This window comes from Pseudomonas parafulva, from assembly GCF_000800255.1.
Taxonomy (GTDB): domain Bacteria; phylum Pseudomonadota; class Gammaproteobacteria; order Pseudomonadales; family Pseudomonadaceae; genus Aquipseudomonas; species Aquipseudomonas boreofloridensis.
On the sequence record NZ_CP009747.1, the window covers coordinates 4,538,615 to 4,552,418 of the forward strand.

At 65.6% G+C, this 13,804-nt stretch carries 17 protein-coding genes and 1 other RNA gene; 11 read left to right on the top strand and 7 right to left on the bottom strand.

What is annotated here, in order from left to right; genetic code table 11:
* Positions 1 to 978, bottom strand: coding sequence for an NADPH:quinone oxidoreductase family protein (locus NJ69_RS19840; protein WP_039582502.1), 978 nt, complete (start codon positions 976 to 978; stop codon positions 1 to 3).
* A 356-nt stretch (positions 979 to 1,334) separates the two neighbouring features.
* Here NJ69_RS19840 and NJ69_RS19845 point away from each other — a divergent pair, with 356 nt between their 5' ends.
* A complete protein-coding gene (locus NJ69_RS19845) occupies positions 1,335 to 1,739 on the top strand; it encodes a flagellar basal body-associated protein FliL (protein ID WP_029614651.1) in 405 nt (134 codons plus the stop codon).
* Between the two features lie 21 nt (positions 1,740 to 1,760).
* Here NJ69_RS19845 and NJ69_RS19850 read toward each other — a convergent pair whose 3' ends face one another.
* Positions 1,761 to 2,213 carry an EVE domain-containing protein gene (locus NJ69_RS19850; protein WP_029614652.1) on the bottom strand — a complete coding sequence of 151 codons (453 nt, stop codon included), beginning with the start codon at positions 2,211 to 2,213 and terminating at the stop codon, positions 1,761 to 1,763.
* A gap of 174 nt (positions 2,214 to 2,387) precedes the next feature.
* On the opposite strand from NJ69_RS19850, the gene NJ69_RS22795 reads away from it, so the two are divergent.
* A complete protein-coding gene (locus tag NJ69_RS22795; protein WP_162889483.1) occupies positions 2,388 to 2,540 on the top strand; it encodes a hypothetical protein in 153 nt (50 codons plus the stop codon).
* 19 nt (positions 2,541 to 2,559) lie between these two features.
* Here the strand turns inward: NJ69_RS22795 and NJ69_RS19855 are convergent, their stop codons facing one another.
* The 4 genes from NJ69_RS19855 to NJ69_RS19865 form a co-directional block, all read right to left on the bottom strand.
* Positions 2,560 to 3,168, bottom strand: a complete 609-nt coding sequence (locus NJ69_RS19855) for a 5-formyltetrahydrofolate cyclo-ligase (protein ID WP_029614653.1) — start codon at positions 3,166 to 3,168, stop codon at positions 2,560 to 2,562.
* Positions 3,169 to 3,248: 80 nt separating this feature from the next.
* Positions 3,249 to 3,427: non-coding RNA, 6S RNA (gene ssrS, locus NJ69_RS22530), on the bottom strand.
* A 17-nt stretch (positions 3,428 to 3,444) separates the two neighbouring features.
* Positions 3,445 to 3,762 (bottom strand): cell division protein ZapA, encoded by a 318-nt coding sequence (locus NJ69_RS19860; protein WP_029614654.1) that lies wholly within the window; start codon positions 3,760 to 3,762, stop codon positions 3,445 to 3,447.
* Complete coding sequence (locus NJ69_RS19865) at positions 3,759 to 3,941, bottom strand: TIGR02449 family protein (RefSeq protein WP_037028563.1); 183 nt, start codon at positions 3,939 to 3,941, stop codon at positions 3,759 to 3,761. The genes NJ69_RS19860 and NJ69_RS19865 overlap by 4 nt, the downstream gene beginning before the upstream one ends.
* Positions 3,942 to 4,122: 181 nt before the next feature.
* On the opposite strand from NJ69_RS19865, the gene NJ69_RS19870 reads away from it, so the two are divergent.
* From NJ69_RS19870 to gcvH, 9 genes are all read left to right on the top strand, one after another.
* Positions 4,123 to 4,677 carry a YecA family protein gene (locus tag NJ69_RS19870; protein ID WP_039582505.1) on the top strand — a complete coding sequence of 185 codons (555 nt, stop codon included), beginning with the start codon at positions 4,123 to 4,125 and terminating at the stop codon, positions 4,675 to 4,677.
* 22 nt (positions 4,678 to 4,699) lie between these two features.
* Positions 4,700 to 6,034 carry a Xaa-Pro aminopeptidase gene (gene pepP / locus NJ69_RS19875; RefSeq protein WP_039582507.1) on the top strand — a complete coding sequence of 445 codons (1,335 nt, stop codon included), beginning with the start codon at positions 4,700 to 4,702 and terminating at the stop codon, positions 6,032 to 6,034.
* Positions 6,031 to 7,230: a 2-octaprenyl-6-methoxyphenyl hydroxylase gene (gene ubiH, locus NJ69_RS19880; protein WP_039582509.1), complete on the top strand. Its 1,200-nt coding sequence runs from the start codon at positions 6,031 to 6,033 to the stop codon at positions 7,228 to 7,230. The genes pepP and ubiH overlap by 4 nt, the downstream gene beginning before the upstream one ends.
* Entirely contained in the window at positions 7,227 to 7,709 is a 483-nt protein-coding gene (locus NJ69_RS19885; RefSeq protein WP_039582510.1) for a DUF4442 domain-containing protein, read from the top strand. The genes ubiH and NJ69_RS19885 overlap by 4 nt, the downstream gene beginning before the upstream one ends.
* A gap of 9 nt (positions 7,710 to 7,718) precedes the next feature.
* A complete protein-coding gene (locus tag NJ69_RS19890) occupies positions 7,719 to 8,936 on the top strand; it encodes a 2-octaprenyl-3-methyl-6-methoxy-1,4-benzoquinol hydroxylase (RefSeq protein ID WP_167335986.1) in 1,218 nt (405 codons plus the stop codon).
* Positions 8,937 to 9,038: 102 nt separating this feature from the next.
* Positions 9,039 to 10,043 carry an extracellular solute-binding protein gene (locus tag NJ69_RS19895; protein ID WP_039582514.1) on the top strand — a complete coding sequence of 335 codons (1,005 nt, stop codon included), beginning with the start codon at positions 9,039 to 9,041 and terminating at the stop codon, positions 10,041 to 10,043.
* Between the two features lie 73 nt (positions 10,044 to 10,116).
* Entirely contained in the window at positions 10,117 to 11,739 is a 1,623-nt protein-coding gene (locus tag NJ69_RS19900; RefSeq protein ID WP_039582515.1) for an ABC transporter permease, read from the top strand.
* 124 nt (positions 11,740 to 11,863) lie between these two features.
* Positions 11,864 to 12,946 carry a glycine cleavage system aminomethyltransferase GcvT gene (gene gcvT, locus NJ69_RS19905; RefSeq protein WP_039582517.1) on the top strand — a complete coding sequence of 361 codons (1,083 nt, stop codon included), beginning with the start codon at positions 11,864 to 11,866 and terminating at the stop codon, positions 12,944 to 12,946.
* Between the two features lie 46 nt (positions 12,947 to 12,992).
* Complete coding sequence (gene gcvH, locus NJ69_RS19910) at positions 12,993 to 13,376, top strand: glycine cleavage system protein GcvH (protein WP_039582519.1); 384 nt, start codon at positions 12,993 to 12,995, stop codon at positions 13,374 to 13,376.
* Positions 13,377 to 13,422: 46 nt separating this feature from the next.
* Here the strand turns inward: gcvH and NJ69_RS19915 are convergent, their stop codons facing one another.
* Positions 13,423 to 13,731 (bottom strand): DUF2388 domain-containing protein, encoded by a 309-nt coding sequence (locus NJ69_RS19915; RefSeq protein ID WP_039582522.1) that lies wholly within the window; start codon positions 13,729 to 13,731, stop codon positions 13,423 to 13,425.
* Positions 13,732 to 13,804: the final 73 nt, after the last annotated feature.

Below are 13,804 nucleotides of genomic sequence, written 5' to 3' on the forward strand. Positions count from 1 at the left end.
TCACCGGGCGGTCACCACCAACTTGCCGACCGCTTGGCGCTGGGCCAGGCAATCGATGGCATGCCCGGCCTGCGCCAGCGGATAGGTCTGTGACACGCGCGGCTTGAGCTTGCCTTCGCTGTACCAGGCGAACAGTCGCCTGAAGTTGTCGGCGTTGTCCTGGGGCTGGCGCTGAGCGAAGGCGCCCCAGAACACGCCGAGCACGGCCGCGCCCTTGAGCAGTACCAGGTTGGCGGCCAGTTGCGGGATGCTGCCGCTGGCGAAACCCACGACCAACAGTCGGCCGTTCCAGGCCAGGCTGCGTACCGCCTGGTCGAACAGCTCGCCGCCGACCGGGTCGTAGATCACGTCTGCGCCCTGGCCGCCAGTCAGGCGTTTGACTTCGTCTTTCAGACTGGCCTGGCTGTAGTCGATCAGTTCGTCGGCGCCGGCAGCCTGGGCGACGGCCAGCTTCTCGGCACTGCTGGCGGCGGCGATCACTCGCGCGCCCAGGGCCTTGCCGATCTCCACGGCCGCCAGGCCCACACCACCCGAGGCGCCGAGCACCAACAGGGTTTCGCCGGCCTTGAGCTGGCCGCGCTGGCTGAGGGCGTGCATGGAGGTGCCGTAGGTCATGCTGAAGGCGGCGGCGGTAGTGAAGTCCATGTCGTCGGGAATCGGCAAGGCGTTGTAGTGCGGCACCGCGACCTGTTCGGCGAAGGCGCCCCAGCCGGTCAACGCCATGACCCGTTGGCCGACCTTGAACGTGCCCGCCTTCTCGCCGACCGCCGCCACCACACCGGCCGCTTCGCCGCCGGGCGAGAAGGGCAGTGGTGGCTGAAACTGATACTTGCCCTGGATGATCAGCGTGTCGGGAAAGTTGACCCCGGCGGCGTGCACGTCGAGCAGCAGCTCGTTGGGCTTGGGCACCGGGCTGGCGACCTCTTCGAGCACCAGGTCGCCTGCCGGCCCCAGGGTTTTGCACAACACAGCTTTCATCGGGCTATTCCTTTGCGGGTGTTGGCCGATAAGTGTAGGAGGGCAAAGGGGTGGGTCAACGAGCATGGCCTGTTCTGATAGGCCGGCATAAGCCCTAATGCGGTTCACTTAAGATCTGTATTGCTGGAATTGGAGCTGCTGCGCAGCCCATCGCGGCGCAAGACCGCTCCCACAGGGTCCGTACAGCCCCCTGTTTCAGGGTTTGCGCGGACTTTGTGGGAGCGGCCTTGTGCCGCGAAAGGGCCGCGAAGCGGCCCCAGCATTCTTTAAGTGGACAGCATTACGGCATAAGCCTGGGCTTGGGTTTGTACGCGGTGCTGGGTAAGCTGGCGCCCATTGTGTCGAGGAGCGAAGTCGTGAAAGCGTGGATCTTGATGGTGCTGGCGCTGCTGCTGCCGGTCGCGGCCCTGGCCGAAGAAGCCAAGGAAGGGGAACCGAAGGTGGCCTACATCAGCCTGAGCCCGCCCTTCGTCGGCAACTATGCGCTCGATGGCGGGCCCAAGCTGCGGGTATTCAAGGCCGACGTGGCCCTGCGCGTCACCGGTGATGCCGCTGTGGCGGCGGTCAAGCACCATGAGCCGCTGATCCGCAACCAGTTGGTGGCGTTGTTCACCCAGCAGGGTGTGGACAACATGAGCAGCGTCGAGGCCAAGGAGGCGTTGCGTCAGGAGGCGCTCAAGCAGGTGCAGCAGGTGATGCAGGCCGAGGAAGGCAAGCCGATTGTCGAAGACTTGCTCTTCAATAACCTGATCGTGCAGTGACGCCGGCTAGCTGCCGTGTGATTACCGCACCAGCGCGCAAATCGCCTGCCATTGCTCCGTCGTCACCGGCATCACTGACAGCCGGCTACCCTTCTGAACCAACGGCAGTTCGGCGAGTGCCGTCTGCTGCTTGAGCTGCCCCAATTCCAGTACCTGATCGAAAGTGCGTACCGGCTCCACGTCGACTGCGCTCCAGGGGTTCTTGTCGGCGCTGGCCTTGGCGTCGAAGTAGGGGCTCTGTGGGTCCAGCGCGGTGGGGTCCGGGTAGGCGCCCGCGCTGATCCGGGCGATGCCGGCGATGCCGGGCTGCGGGCAACTGGAGTGGTAGAAGAAGAACTCGTCGCCGACGCTCATGGCGCGCAGGAAATTGCGCGCCTGATAGTTGCGCACGCCGTCCCAGCGCGCCTGGCCCAGGCGCGACAAATCGGCACTGGACAGCTCGTCGGGTTCGGATTTCATCAGCCAATAGGCCATGGGCGCTGCTCCTGACAAGTTTGGAAATAAGATGTTGCATCTAACCGACAGCCGGTTGGCGTCAACGTTTGCGTGTTGCGTCACGTTGGCGGAAAATGCGCCGATTTTAACGCTAGGGGCTCCGGCGATGCCGAGAAAGTCGTCGAGCCTGAACAGTTTGCCGAGGGGGCAATCATGAACAAACGCAAACCGGACCTACTGTGGATCCTGGCCTTCATCTTCGGTCTGGGCGTGGTCACCACCGGTTATGCGCAGGGTTTGTGGGAGCGCAAGCTCGACGCGTCATATCAGACGTCGGCCGTGTCCACCCCTCAACAGTCACGCTGATCGCTGCGGCGCGCGGCCTTCAAGCCGGCGCCAGGTACCAGTTGCGGTCCGAGACGGTTCCGCGCAACGGTACATCCCAACTGGCCTGAGCCAGGCGCTCCACCTTCTGGCATTCATGGGCCAGACCCAGCAGCAGCGGTTTCTTCCAGGATTGGCGCCGGCCTTGATAGGCCAGGCTGCGATCATAGAAGCCTCCGCCCATCCCCAGGCGTCCGCCTGCCTCGTCGAAGCCCACCAGTGGCAGCAGAATCAGGTCCAGTGCCCACACCGGCCGCTGACGCTTGCGCTCGATCACCGGCTCGGCAATACGGAAACGGTTGCGCCGCAGTGGCTCGCCGCGTTCGAAGCGCTGGAACACCATGCGCGTGCGCGGCCAGGCGTGCAGGACCGGCAAGTAAGTGCGCTTGCCACGGCGCTGCGCTTCACGCAGCAACAGGCGCGGGTCGATCTCACCGTCGTTGGGCAAATACAGGGCGATGTGCCGGGCACGTCGAAACAGCGGATGCTGCGCCAACTGGCGGTACAGGCCCAGGGCGGCCTGGCGCTGCTGAGCTGGGGTGAGTGCACGGCGGGCGTTGCGCAACACGCGACGCAGTTGTGGGCGGGTGAGCGGCGCGGTGTCGGTCATGGCACAGGCGATCCCGGAAGCGAGCCGTGGCAGGCGGCCTAAGCGAAAATGCCCGCCGAAGGGGCGGGCATCGAATATTCAGGCTCCCCGATAAGACCGCTATCGGTGTAGCCCTTGAACCCGAAAGTTCAAGGTGGAGATTGCAGGAGGCTTTAAGGCTTTCCGTCGAGCGGACATGCACACCGGCCCCACGTGCAAGCCCCGTGGTTGTGCGTATCGGCTCAGGGACATAACCGACTGGCGCATCCACCAGGGAGTGGCGCCAGTATACCTATCTCAATCCTTTTTGCTAACCGGGTCGTCGGACAGCGCCTGATCGACCCGCTCGAGCAGGTCACGCACCTGCTCGCGGGTGGTGCCCGCGCTGGCGCCCTCGGGACGCTCCTGGCGGTGCAGCAATTCGTGGGTGATGTTCAGGGCGGCCATGACCGCGATGCGATCGGCGCCGATCACCTTGCCGCTGCTGCGGATCTCGCGCATCTTGCCGTCCAGGTAGCGCGCCGCGCCGACCAGATTGCTGCGCTCTTCCGGCGGGCAGATGATCGAGTACTCCTTGTCCAGGATGTGCACGGTGACGCTATTGCTTGAACTCATGAGTCTTGCTCCAGGGCCTTCAGACGCAAGATCATCGACTCGATCTTGTGCCGGGCGATCTCGTTCTTTTCGATGAGGTGGGCGCGCTCTTCGCGCCAGGACCGTTCCTGCGCTACTAGGAGTGCATTTTGCCGTTTTAGTTGCTCGACGCGTGCAATCAGCAGCTCGAAACGGCTCATCAGCGCCTGCAGGTCATTGTCTTGCGTGGGTTGCACTCGATCCGCTCCTTCGTCGATCGCCTGGCGATCTTGCGTCTGCCCGAGCCGGGGCGGGCGGCGCAGATGGTCTTGGCGCGCCTGCCGGTGCTAGGATACAAGGCCTTCATTCTAGTCATATGCGCCGTCTGGCGCCTAGCCGCCCATGCCCAATACCCAATCGCCTTACACCGCCTTCGCCTCGTTGCTGTCGAGCAACGGTCATCCTGTCTCTCCGGCCGAGTTGCATGGTCTGCTGATCGGCCGCAGTTGCGCCGGTGCCGGCTTCGATGCCGAGGCCTGGCTGGCCGACGCCGCGGCTGCGCTGGAGAGCGAACCGCAAGACAACGTCCGTGCGGCCCTGATCGGCCTGCAGGAGATGGTCAAGGCCGAACTCACCGGCGAAGACGTCGCCATCGTCCTGCTGCTGCCGGGCGATGAAACCTCGCTGACCGAACGGGCCACTGCCCTGGGCCAGTGGTGCCAGGGCTTCATTGCCGGCTTCGGCCTGAACGCCGGCGGCAAGGACCTGTCCACCGATGCCAAGGACGTGCTGCAGGACCTGGTGGCCATTTCCCAGGTCCAGGAAGCACTGGAAGAATCCGAGGACGGCGAGAACGACTACATGGAAGTCATGGAGTACCTGCGCGTCGCCCCGTTGCTGCTGTACACGGAGCTGGCCGCACCCGTCGCGCCAGCGCCCAAGCCATCGCTGCATTGATCGTTCCGGGGGTCGTTTGCCCATGAGCCACATACCCAAGGCGGAGTACGCCCGTCGGCGCAAGGCGCTGATGGCGCAGATGGTCCCCAACAGCATCGCCATCCTGCCGGCGGCAGCGGTGGCGATTCGTAACCGCGACGTCGAGCACGTCTATCGCCAGGACAGCGATTTCCAGTACCTGAGCGGCTTCCCCGAGCCCGAGGCGGTGATCGCCCTGATTCCCGGGCGCGAGCACGGCGAGTACGTGCTGTTCTGCCGCGAGCGCAACCCAGAGCGCGAGCTCTGGGACGGCCTGCGCGCAGGTCAGGAAGGGGCGATTCGCGACTACGGCGCCGACGATGCCTTCCCCATCACCGACATCGACGAGATCCTGCCGGGGCTGATCGAGGGGCGCGAGCGGGTCTACAGCGCCATGGGCAGCAACCCCGAATTCGACCGACGGCTGATGGACTGGATCAACGTGATTCGCTCCAAGGCCCGTCTCGGCGCCCAGCCACCGAATGAATTCGTTGCCCTGGATCATCTGCTGCACGACATGCGCCTGTATAAATCGGCGGCGGAAGTGAAGGTGATGCGCGAGGCCGCGGCGATTTCCGCGCGTGCCCATGTGCGGGCCATGCAGGCTTGCCGCGCCGGACTGCATGAATTCAGCCTGGAGGCCGAACTGGACTACGTGTTCCGTCAGGGGGGCGCGAAGATGCCGGCCTACGGCTCGATCGTCGCCGCTGGGCGCAACGCTTGCATCCTGCATTACCAGCAGAACGATGCACCGCTCAAGGACGGCGACCTGGTGCTGATCGACGCGGGCTGCGAAATCGACTGCTATGCCAGCGACATCACCCGCACCTTCCCGGTCAGCGGGCGCTTCTCGCCTGAGCAGAAGGCGATCTACGAGCTGGTGCTGGAGTCCCAACACGCCGCCTTCGCCGAGATCGCGCCCGGCAAGCACTGGAATCACGCCCACGAGGCGACGGTGCGGGTCATCACCGAAGGGCTGGTCAGGCTGGGGCTGCTGCAGGGCGAGGTCCAGGCGCTGATCGACAGCGAGGCCTACCGCGCCTTCTACATGCATCGCGCCGGACACTGGCTGGGCATGGACGTGCACGACGTGGGCGAATACAAGGTCGGTGGTCAGTGGCGCGTGCTCGAACCGGGCATGGCGCTGACCGTCGAGCCGGGCATCTACATCGCCCCGGACAACACGCGCGTGGCGAAGAAATGGCGTGGTATCGGGGTTCGAATCGAGGACGACGTGGTGGTCACCAGAAAAGGCTGTGAAATCCTCACCTCAGGCGTGCCGAAGACGGTCGCCGAGATCGAGGCCTTGATGGCCGACGCGCGCAAGGACGTGGCATGAATCGGGTCAATCTGGCGATCATCGGCGGTGGTCTGGTCGGTGCCAGCCTGGCGCTGGCCTTGCAGGCCGGGGCCAAGGCGCGTGGATGGCGCATTCTGCTGATCGAGCCGTTCGCCCCCGGTGACAGCTTCCAGCCCAGCTACGATGCGCGCTCTTCAGCGCTGTCCTTCGGCACGCGGCAGATCTACGACCAACTGGGCCTGTGGCACGGTATCGAGCGTCGTGCCGAGCCGATCCGCCAGATCCAGGTGTCCGATCGCGGCCGCTTCGGCGCAACGCGCCTGGATGCCCAGGAGGAGGGCGTGCCGGCGTTGGGCTACGTGGTGGAGAACGCCTGGCTCGGCCAATGCCTGTGGCAGGGCCTGGACAGCGAAGTGGTGAGCTGGCGCTGCCCGGCCGAGGTCAAGGCCTTGCAGCCGATCGCCGGCGGCTACCGCCTGCAACTGGACGACGACACCCGCGTGGAGTGCGACCTGGCGATTCTGGCCGACGGCGGCCGCTCCGGCCTGCGCGAGCAGTTGGGTATCCATGTGCGGCGCATCCCCTATGAGCAGAGTGCGCTGATCGCCAACATCACCCCTGGCCAGGCCCATCATGGCCAGGCCTTCGAACGCTTCACCGAACAAGGCCCCATGGCCTTGCTGCCGCTGCCGGAGAATCGCTGCGCGCTGGTCTGGACCCGACAGGGCATGGACGCGCGGCGCCTGGCCGACCTCGACGAGCGCGCATTCCTCGGCGAGTTGCAAGAGGCCTTCGGTTATCGCCTGGGGGCCTTGCGCCAGGTCGGCGCACGGCATCTGTATCCGCTGGCGCTGGTCGAGGCCCAAGAGCAGGTGCGTCCGCACCTGGTGGTGCTGGGCAATGCCGCGCACAGCCTGCACCCGATTGCCGGCCAAGGCTTCAACCTGTCGCTGCGCGATGTGCAAGCCCTGGCCGAGGCCTTGCTCGCCGGTCCGCAACAGCCGGGCGACCTCGCCACGTTGCAGGCCTACCGTGAACGTCAGCGCCTCGATCAAGCCTTGACCATTGGCTTTTCCGACCAGGTCACACGCCTGTTCGGCACGGCTCAGCCACTGTTGGCCGGCGGTCGCAACCTCGGCCTGCTGGGCCTGGACCTGCTGCCCCCGGCGAAAAGTTGGTTCGCCCGCCAGGCCATGGGCCTGGGCACTCGCGCCGATCTGCGAGGCCAGGCATGAGCGATGCGCGCAAGCTCGCCCGTCGCGCCCGCCTGCTGCGCTGGCTGCTGAATCTCTACCCGCCCTACCTGGGCGCCGGCATCCGCGTGCAACGCATCAGCCCGGACATGCGCAGCGTCAAGGTGCGCATGAGCCTGACGCGCTGGAACCGCAACTACGTCGGCACCCAGTTCGGCGGCAGCCTGTATTCGATGGTCGACCCCTTCTACATGCTGTTGCTGATCGAGCAGCTGGGCAGCGAGTACATCGTCTGGGACAAGGCCGCCAGCATCGACTTCATCGCACCGGGCAAAGGTCCGGTGTTCGCCGAACTGCACATCGACGATGCCCTGCTGGACGACATCCGTCAGCAGACGGCCAGTGGCAAGAAATGCCTGCCGCGTCTGCAGGTGGACATCCGTGACGGCGCTGGCGAGCTGGTGGCCCGCGTCGACAAAACCCTATATGTGCGGCTCAAGCCGCAAGCGAGGCAGGCGTAAGGCATGGACATGCGCGCGGATCTGTTGATTGTCGGAGCCGGTATGGTCGGCAGCGCCCTGGCGCTCGCCTTGCGCCACAGCGGGCTGCAGGTGCTGCTGGTCGATGGCGGGCCTCTGTCGGTCAAGCCGTTCGAGGCGGCGGCGCCCTTCGAGCCGCGGGTCAGTGCCCTGTCGGCCGCTAGCCAGCGCATCCTTGAGCGCCTCGGCGCCTGGGAAGGCATCGCCGGGCGACGCGTGTGTCCATATTCGGACATGCAGGTGTGGGACGGCAGCGGCACCGGGCAGATCCACTTCTCGGCGGCCAGCGTGCATGCCCAGGTGCTGGGCCACATCGTCGAGAACCGCGTAGTCCAGGACGGCCTGCTCGAGCGCCTGCACGACAGCGATGTCGGCCTCGTGCCCAATGCCCGTCTGGAACAGCTGCGTCGCTCCGGTGACGAGTGGCTGGTCACGCTGGCCGACGGTCGACGCGTGCGCGCACCGTTGGTGGTGGCGGCCGACGGCGCCCACTCGGCCGTGCGTCGCCTGGCCGGTTGCGCCACCCGCGAATGGGATTACCTGCATCACGCCATCGTCACCAGCGTGCGGTGCAGTGCGCCGCACCAGGCCACGGCCTGGCAGCGCTTCACCGACGAGGGGCCGCTGGCGTTCCTGCCGCTGGCGCGCGATGGCGGGCAACACTGGTGCTCGATCGTCTGGTCCACCACGCCGGAGCAGGCCGAGCAGGCCATGGCGTTGGACGACGCGGCATTCTGCCGGGCGCTGGAGCGCGCCTTCGAGGGGCGCCTGGGCGAGGTCGAGCATGCCGATCCGCGTCTGTGCGTGCCGCTGCGTCAGCGCCATGCCAAGCGCTATGTGGACGAAGGCCTGGTGCTGATTGGCGATGCCGCCCATACCATTCACCCACTGGCGGGGCAGGGGGTCAACCTGGGGTTCCTCGACGCTGCCGTGCTGGCCGAGGAGCTGATGCGCGCCAGCGAGCGTGGCGAGCGCCTGGCGGACGTCAAGGTGCTGAGTCGCTACGAGCGCCGACGCATGCCGCACAACCTGGCGTTGATGGCGGCCATGGAGGGCTTCGAGCGCCTGTTCCAGGCCAATCCGCTGCCGCTGCGCTGGCTGCGCAACACGGGGCTGAAAGTGGTGCAGGACTTGCCCGAGGCCAAGGCGCTGTTCGTGCGTCAGGCGCTGGGCTTGAGCGGCGATCTGCCGGCGCTGGCAAAAGCCTGAGGGTCAGCCGTTCCCTTGCAACATCTGGTAACGGCTCAGTGGGTGAGCAGGCAAATGAGATTCACTACCCTTTGCGCCTCACTTACCCCTGGAGCCCTCGCCATGTCGCCCCGCAAGCCTCTGTTCGCCGCCCTGGCGCTGACCCTGTTCGCTGGCACTGCCCAGGCGGCGGACGACGAAGTGGTGGTGTATTCCTCGCGCATCGACGAGTTGATCAAGCCAGTGTTCGACGCCTACACCGCCGAAACAGGGGTGAAGATCAAGTTCATCACCGACAAGGAAGCGCCGTTGATGCAGCGCATCAAGGCCGAGGGCCAGAACGGCGTGGCCGACCTGCTGCTCACCGTCGATGCCGGCAACTTGTGGCAGGCCGAGCAGATGGGCATCCTGCAGCCGATCAAGTCGGACATCATCGACCGCAACATTCCGCCCCAGTACCGCGCCGCTTCCCATGACTGGACGGGCCTGAGCCTGCGGGCACGGACCATCGTCTATGCCAGTGACCGGGTCAAGCCCGCTGAACTGAGCACCTACGAAGCCCTGGCCGACAAGCAGTGGGAAGGCCGTCTGTGCCTGCGCACGGCGAAGAAGGTCTACAACCAGTCGCTCACCGCCACGCTGATCGAGGCGCATGGCGAGGCCGAGACCGAGAAGCTGGTCAAAGGCTGGGTCAACAACTTGTCCACCGATGTGTTCTCCGACGACAACGCCGTGATTCAGGCCGTGGCGGCCGGTCAGTGCGATGTCGGCGTGGTCAATACGTACTATTACGGCCGCCTGCACAAGATCGATCCGAACCTGCCGGTGAAGATCTTCTGGCCTAACCAGGGCGACCGTGGCGTGCACGTCAACCTGTCGGGCATCGGCCTGACCCAGCACGCGCCTCACCCCGAGGCGGCGAAGAAGCTGGTGGAGTGGATGACCGGTGAGCAGGCGCAGAAGCTGTTCGCCGACATCAACCAGGAGTTTCCGGCCAATCCCAAGGTCAAGCCGTCGGACGAGGTCGCGGCCTGGGGCAGCTTCAAGGCTGACAGCCTGCCGGTGGAGGTGGCTGGCAAGCGTCAGGCCCAAGCCATTCGCTTGATGGACCGGGCTGGCTGGAACTGAGTCATGAACCTGATCGCGGGTTCACCCCGCGATCGCCGCAACGCAACCAACCCAGCCACCGGACTCAGCCACTTTGCCCCACACACCCCAACGCCGCTGGTATGTCCCGGTCTCGCTCATCGCCGCCCTGGTGCTGCTGCCCCTGAGCGTGCTGGTGCTGTCCTGGCAGTCGATCGATGTTCAGATCTGGTCGCACCTGCTCGACACCCAGATGAGTCGTCTGCTGGGCAATACCTTGACGCTGGTGGTGGGCGTTGGCTTGGGCGTCACCCTGCTCGGCGTCAGCCTGGCGTGGCTGACTAGCCTCTGCGAATTCCCCGGCAGGCGCTGGCTGGACTGGGCGCTGATGCTGCCCTTCGCCATTCCGGCCTACGTGCTGGCGTTCGTCTTCGTCGGCCTGCTGGATTTCGCCGGTCCCGTGCAAAGTGCGTTGCGTGAACTGTTCGGTCCTCTGCGCCTGCCCCGTGTGCGCTCAACCGGCGGTGTGATCGTGGTGCTGGTGCTGGTGTTCTATCCCTACGTCTACCTGCTGGCTCGCAGTGCGTTTCTGGCCCAGGGCCGGGGGCTGATGGAGGCGGCGCGGATACTGGGCCTCTCACCGCTGCAGGCCTTCTGGCGGGTGGCGTTGCCCATGGCGCGGCCAGCCATCGGCGCCGGGGTTGCCCTGGCGCTGATGGAAACCCTGGCCGATTTCGGCGCGGTGGCGGTGTTCAACTTCGATACCTTCACCACGGCCATCTACAAGACCTGGTACGGCTTCTTCAGCCTGTCCAGCGCCGCGCAGTTGGCCAGCCTGCTGCTGTTGGCGGTCATGCTGGTGCTGTACGGTGAGCGCCGCGTCCGTGGCGCGACGCGCAGCGCCAACGAGCGTGCGCGTGGCCAGGCCCTGTATCACCTGCGTGGACTCAAGGCCCTGGCCGCCAGTGGCTGGTGCCTGCTGGTCTTCGCCTGCGCGTTCGTGATTCCGCTGCTGCAACTGCTGGCGTGGTTCTGGCAGCGTGGCCGCCATGACCTGGACGAGCGCTATGCCGGGTTGATCCTGCATACCCTCTCTCTCGGTGGCATGGCGGCGCTGGTCACCGTGTGCGTGGCGCTGGTGCTGGCCTTCGCCCGACGCCAGGCGCCCAGTGCCTCGATCCGCGCCGGCGTCGGGCTGGCCAATCTGGGCTATGCCTTGCCGGGATCTGTGCTGGCGGTATCGATCATGTTGGCCTTCAGCTACTTGGATAACCACGTGGTGATCCCGCTGTCCAGTTGGCTCGGTGGCGCGGGCAAGCCATTGCTATTGGGGAGCGTATCCGCCCTATTGCTGGCGTATCTGGTGCGGTTCATCGCCGTGGCCTATGGGCCGCTGGAGAGCAGCCTGGCGCGGGTCAGGCCCTCGCTTCCGGAGGCTTCGCGCAGCCTGGGCGTGGCCGGGCCGCGATTGTTTTTCAGGGTGTATCTGCCGTTGCTGGTGCCGGGTGTGTTGAGCGCTGCGTTGCTGGTCTTCGTCGATGTGCTGAAGGAAATGCCGGCGACCTTGCTCATGCGTCCGTTCGGCTGGGACACCCTGGCCGTGCGCGTCTTCGAGATGACCAGCGAAGGGGAGTGGGCGCGCGCTTCGCTGCCGGCCCTGACCCTGGTGCTGGTCGGGCTGCTGCCGGTCATCCTGCTGATCCGCCGCTCGGCGCGCGGCCCTGGGCAAGCGTGCTGAGGGTGTCAGCCCTGGCCCTTGCCGCTACAATGCGCGGCATTCGCCGAGGCCGGTCCTGCAATAGCCCGCGCTGATCGAACAGCGCCGACCGCCTCTGCCTCGCCACGCCCGGAAGGAGAAACCCATGGGACAGCGCACGCCCCTGTACGACCTGCACCTGGCGCTTGGCGCCAAGACGGTCGACTTCGGTGGTTGGGACATGCCCCTGCATTACGGCTCGCAGGTCGAAGAACATCATCAGGTGCGCCGCGATTGCGGCGTTTTCGATGTTTCCCACATGAGTGTGATCGACCTTGACGGTGCAGATGCCATGCCCTGGCTGCGCCGTCTGCTGGCCAACGATGTGATCCGCCTCGACCGCACCGGCAAGGCGCTCTACAGCCCGTTGCTCAACGAGCAGGGCGGGGTCATCGATGACCTCATCGCCTACCGAACCGAGGCGGGCTACCGACTGGTGGCCAATGCCGCCTCCCGCGACAAGGTGCTGGCCTGGTTGAATGCCTGCTGCGCAGGCCATGCCGTAAACCTGGTCCCGCGCACGGATCTGGCCATTCTGGCCATCCAGGGCCCGCAGGCGCGCGAGAAGGTCGCAGCGCTGCTGAGTGCCGCGCGGGCGGCGCTGATCCGCACGCTCCAGCCGTTCGAGGGGGTGACCGACGGGGACTGGTTCATCGCCCGCACCGGCTATACCGGCGAGGACGGTCTGGAAATCATCCTGCCGGCCGATCAGGCGGCCACCTTTTTCTACGACCTGGTCGGCGCCGGCATCGCGCCCAGCGGCCTCGGCGCGCGCGATACCTTGCGTCTGGAAGCCGGTATGAACCTGTACGGCCAGGATATCGACGAACGCCATACGCCGCTCACGTCCAACCTGGGCTGGAGCATCGCCTGGGAGCCGGCGGAGCGCGATTTCATCGGGCGCGGCGGTCTGCTCGCGGAAATCGAGCGCGGGGTTGAAGAGAAATTGGTCGGCCTGGTATTGGAAGAACGCGGTGTCCTGCGCGCTCATCAGACCGTTCGCGTCGCCGGGATTGGCGAAGGAGAGATTACCAGTGGTAGTTTCTCTCCTACGCTGATCAAGTCCATCGCCTTGGCGCGGGTACCCATGGCCACGGGTGAGCGTGCCGAGGTGGAAATTCGCGGCAAGTGGTATCCGGTGCGCGTGGTCAAACCCACCTTCGTGCGCCACGGCAAGATTCTGATCTGAACCATTACCGGCGGTACGCCGCTGAGCCAATCGAGGAAAACGACACATGAGCAATATCCCCGCCGACCTGCGTTTCGCTGAAAGTCACGAGTGGGCTCGCCTGGAGGCTGACGGTAGCGTCACCGTGGGCATCAGCGACCATGCCCAGGAAGCTCTGGGCGATGTGGTCTTCGTCGAACTGGCCGAAGTCGGCAAGGTGTTCGCGGCGGGTGATGCCGCAGGTGTGGTCGAATCGGTCAAGGCCGCGTCGGACATCTATGCCCCAGTGAGTGGCGAAGTGATTGCCGTCAACGAAGCACTGGCCGACAGCCCGGAGCAGCTCAACGAAACACCTTACGAGGCCTGGATCTTCAAGCTCAAGCCGAACAATGCGGCCGAACTGGACAAGCTGCTGGATGCTGCCGGTTACCAGGCGGCCATCGGGGAATGAGTGACAGGGGCGGCCATCAGGCTGCCCCGCACTGCACGCGAGGTGACTACTTCGCGTCGAGGTTGCTGGCCAGGATGGCGTTGGCCAAGTCCATGTCGGTGGCTTGTACACCGGGGTTCTCAGCCCGTACCTGACGCATCGCGGCTTCCAGGTAAGGACCGCGGATCGCGCCATCACTGGCGACGAAGCTGCCGGCGTCGTCCTGTGCCGCCGCGACCAGCTTGTGGTCCTTGAAGGTCAGGTACGTGGAGGCGGTGGTTGCGCCGGAAGAGATGATGTCGCGCCAGGATGCCAGGGCGGAGCCCACGGGCAGAGACAGCATGACAGCGGCCGCAATGGCGGATTTGAGACGCATGTTGAATACCTCGGAAGGTTAGGGCGCACAGGTGCCAGATTCGATCGCTTTGCCTGAGGCAAGTTCCTTTGCG

What these genes read in the sequence shown, in the direction of transcription:
- gcvT (WP_039582517.1), top strand. Translation starts at nt 11,864, where the DNA reads ATGGGACAGCGCACGCCCCTGTACGACCTGCACCTGGCGCTTGGCGCC.
- NJ69_RS19895 (WP_039582514.1), top strand. Translation starts at nt 9,039, where the DNA reads ATGTCGCCCCGCAAGCCTCTGTTCGCCGCCCTGGCGCTGACCCTGTTC.
- NJ69_RS19890 (WP_167335986.1), top strand. Translation starts at nt 7,719, where the DNA reads ATGCGCGCGGATCTGTTGATTGTCGGAGCCGGTATGGTCGGCAGCGCC.
- NJ69_RS19850 (WP_029614652.1), bottom strand. Translation starts at nt 2,213, where the DNA reads ATGGCCTATTGGCTGATGAAATCCGAACCCGACGAGCTGTCCAGTGCC.
- pepP (WP_039582507.1), top strand. Translation starts at nt 4,700, where the DNA reads ATGAGCCACATACCCAAGGCGGAGTACGCCCGTCGGCGCAAGGCGCTG.
- NJ69_RS19885 (WP_039582510.1), top strand. Translation starts at nt 7,227, where the DNA reads ATGAGCGATGCGCGCAAGCTCGCCCGTCGCGCCCGCCTGCTGCGCTGG.
- ubiH (WP_039582509.1), top strand. Translation starts at nt 6,031, where the DNA reads ATGAATCGGGTCAATCTGGCGATCATCGGCGGTGGTCTGGTCGGTGCC.
- NJ69_RS19865 (WP_037028563.1), bottom strand. Translation starts at nt 3,941, where the DNA reads ATGAGCCGTTTCGAGCTGCTGATTGCACGCGTCGAGCAACTAAAACGG.
- NJ69_RS19860 (WP_029614654.1), bottom strand. Translation starts at nt 3,762, where the DNA reads ATGAGTTCAAGCAATAGCGTCACCGTGCACATCCTGGACAAGGAGTAC.
- NJ69_RS19915 (WP_039582522.1), bottom strand. Translation starts at nt 13,731, where the DNA reads ATGCGTCTCAAATCCGCCATTGCGGCCGCTGTCATGCTGTCTCTGCCC.
- NJ69_RS19855 (WP_029614653.1), bottom strand. Translation starts at nt 3,168, where the DNA reads ATGACCGACACCGCGCCGCTCACCCGCCCACAACTGCGTCGCGTGTTG.
- NJ69_RS22795 (WP_162889483.1), top strand. Translation starts at nt 2,388, where the DNA reads ATGAACAAACGCAAACCGGACCTACTGTGGATCCTGGCCTTCATCTTC.
- gcvH (WP_039582519.1), top strand. Translation starts at nt 12,993, where the DNA reads ATGAGCAATATCCCCGCCGACCTGCGTTTCGCTGAAAGTCACGAGTGG.
- NJ69_RS19840 (WP_039582502.1), bottom strand. Translation starts at nt 978, where the DNA reads ATGAAAGCTGTGTTGTGCAAAACCCTGGGGCCGGCAGGCGACCTGGTG.
- NJ69_RS19870 (WP_039582505.1), top strand. Translation starts at nt 4,123, where the DNA reads ATGCCCAATACCCAATCGCCTTACACCGCCTTCGCCTCGTTGCTGTCG.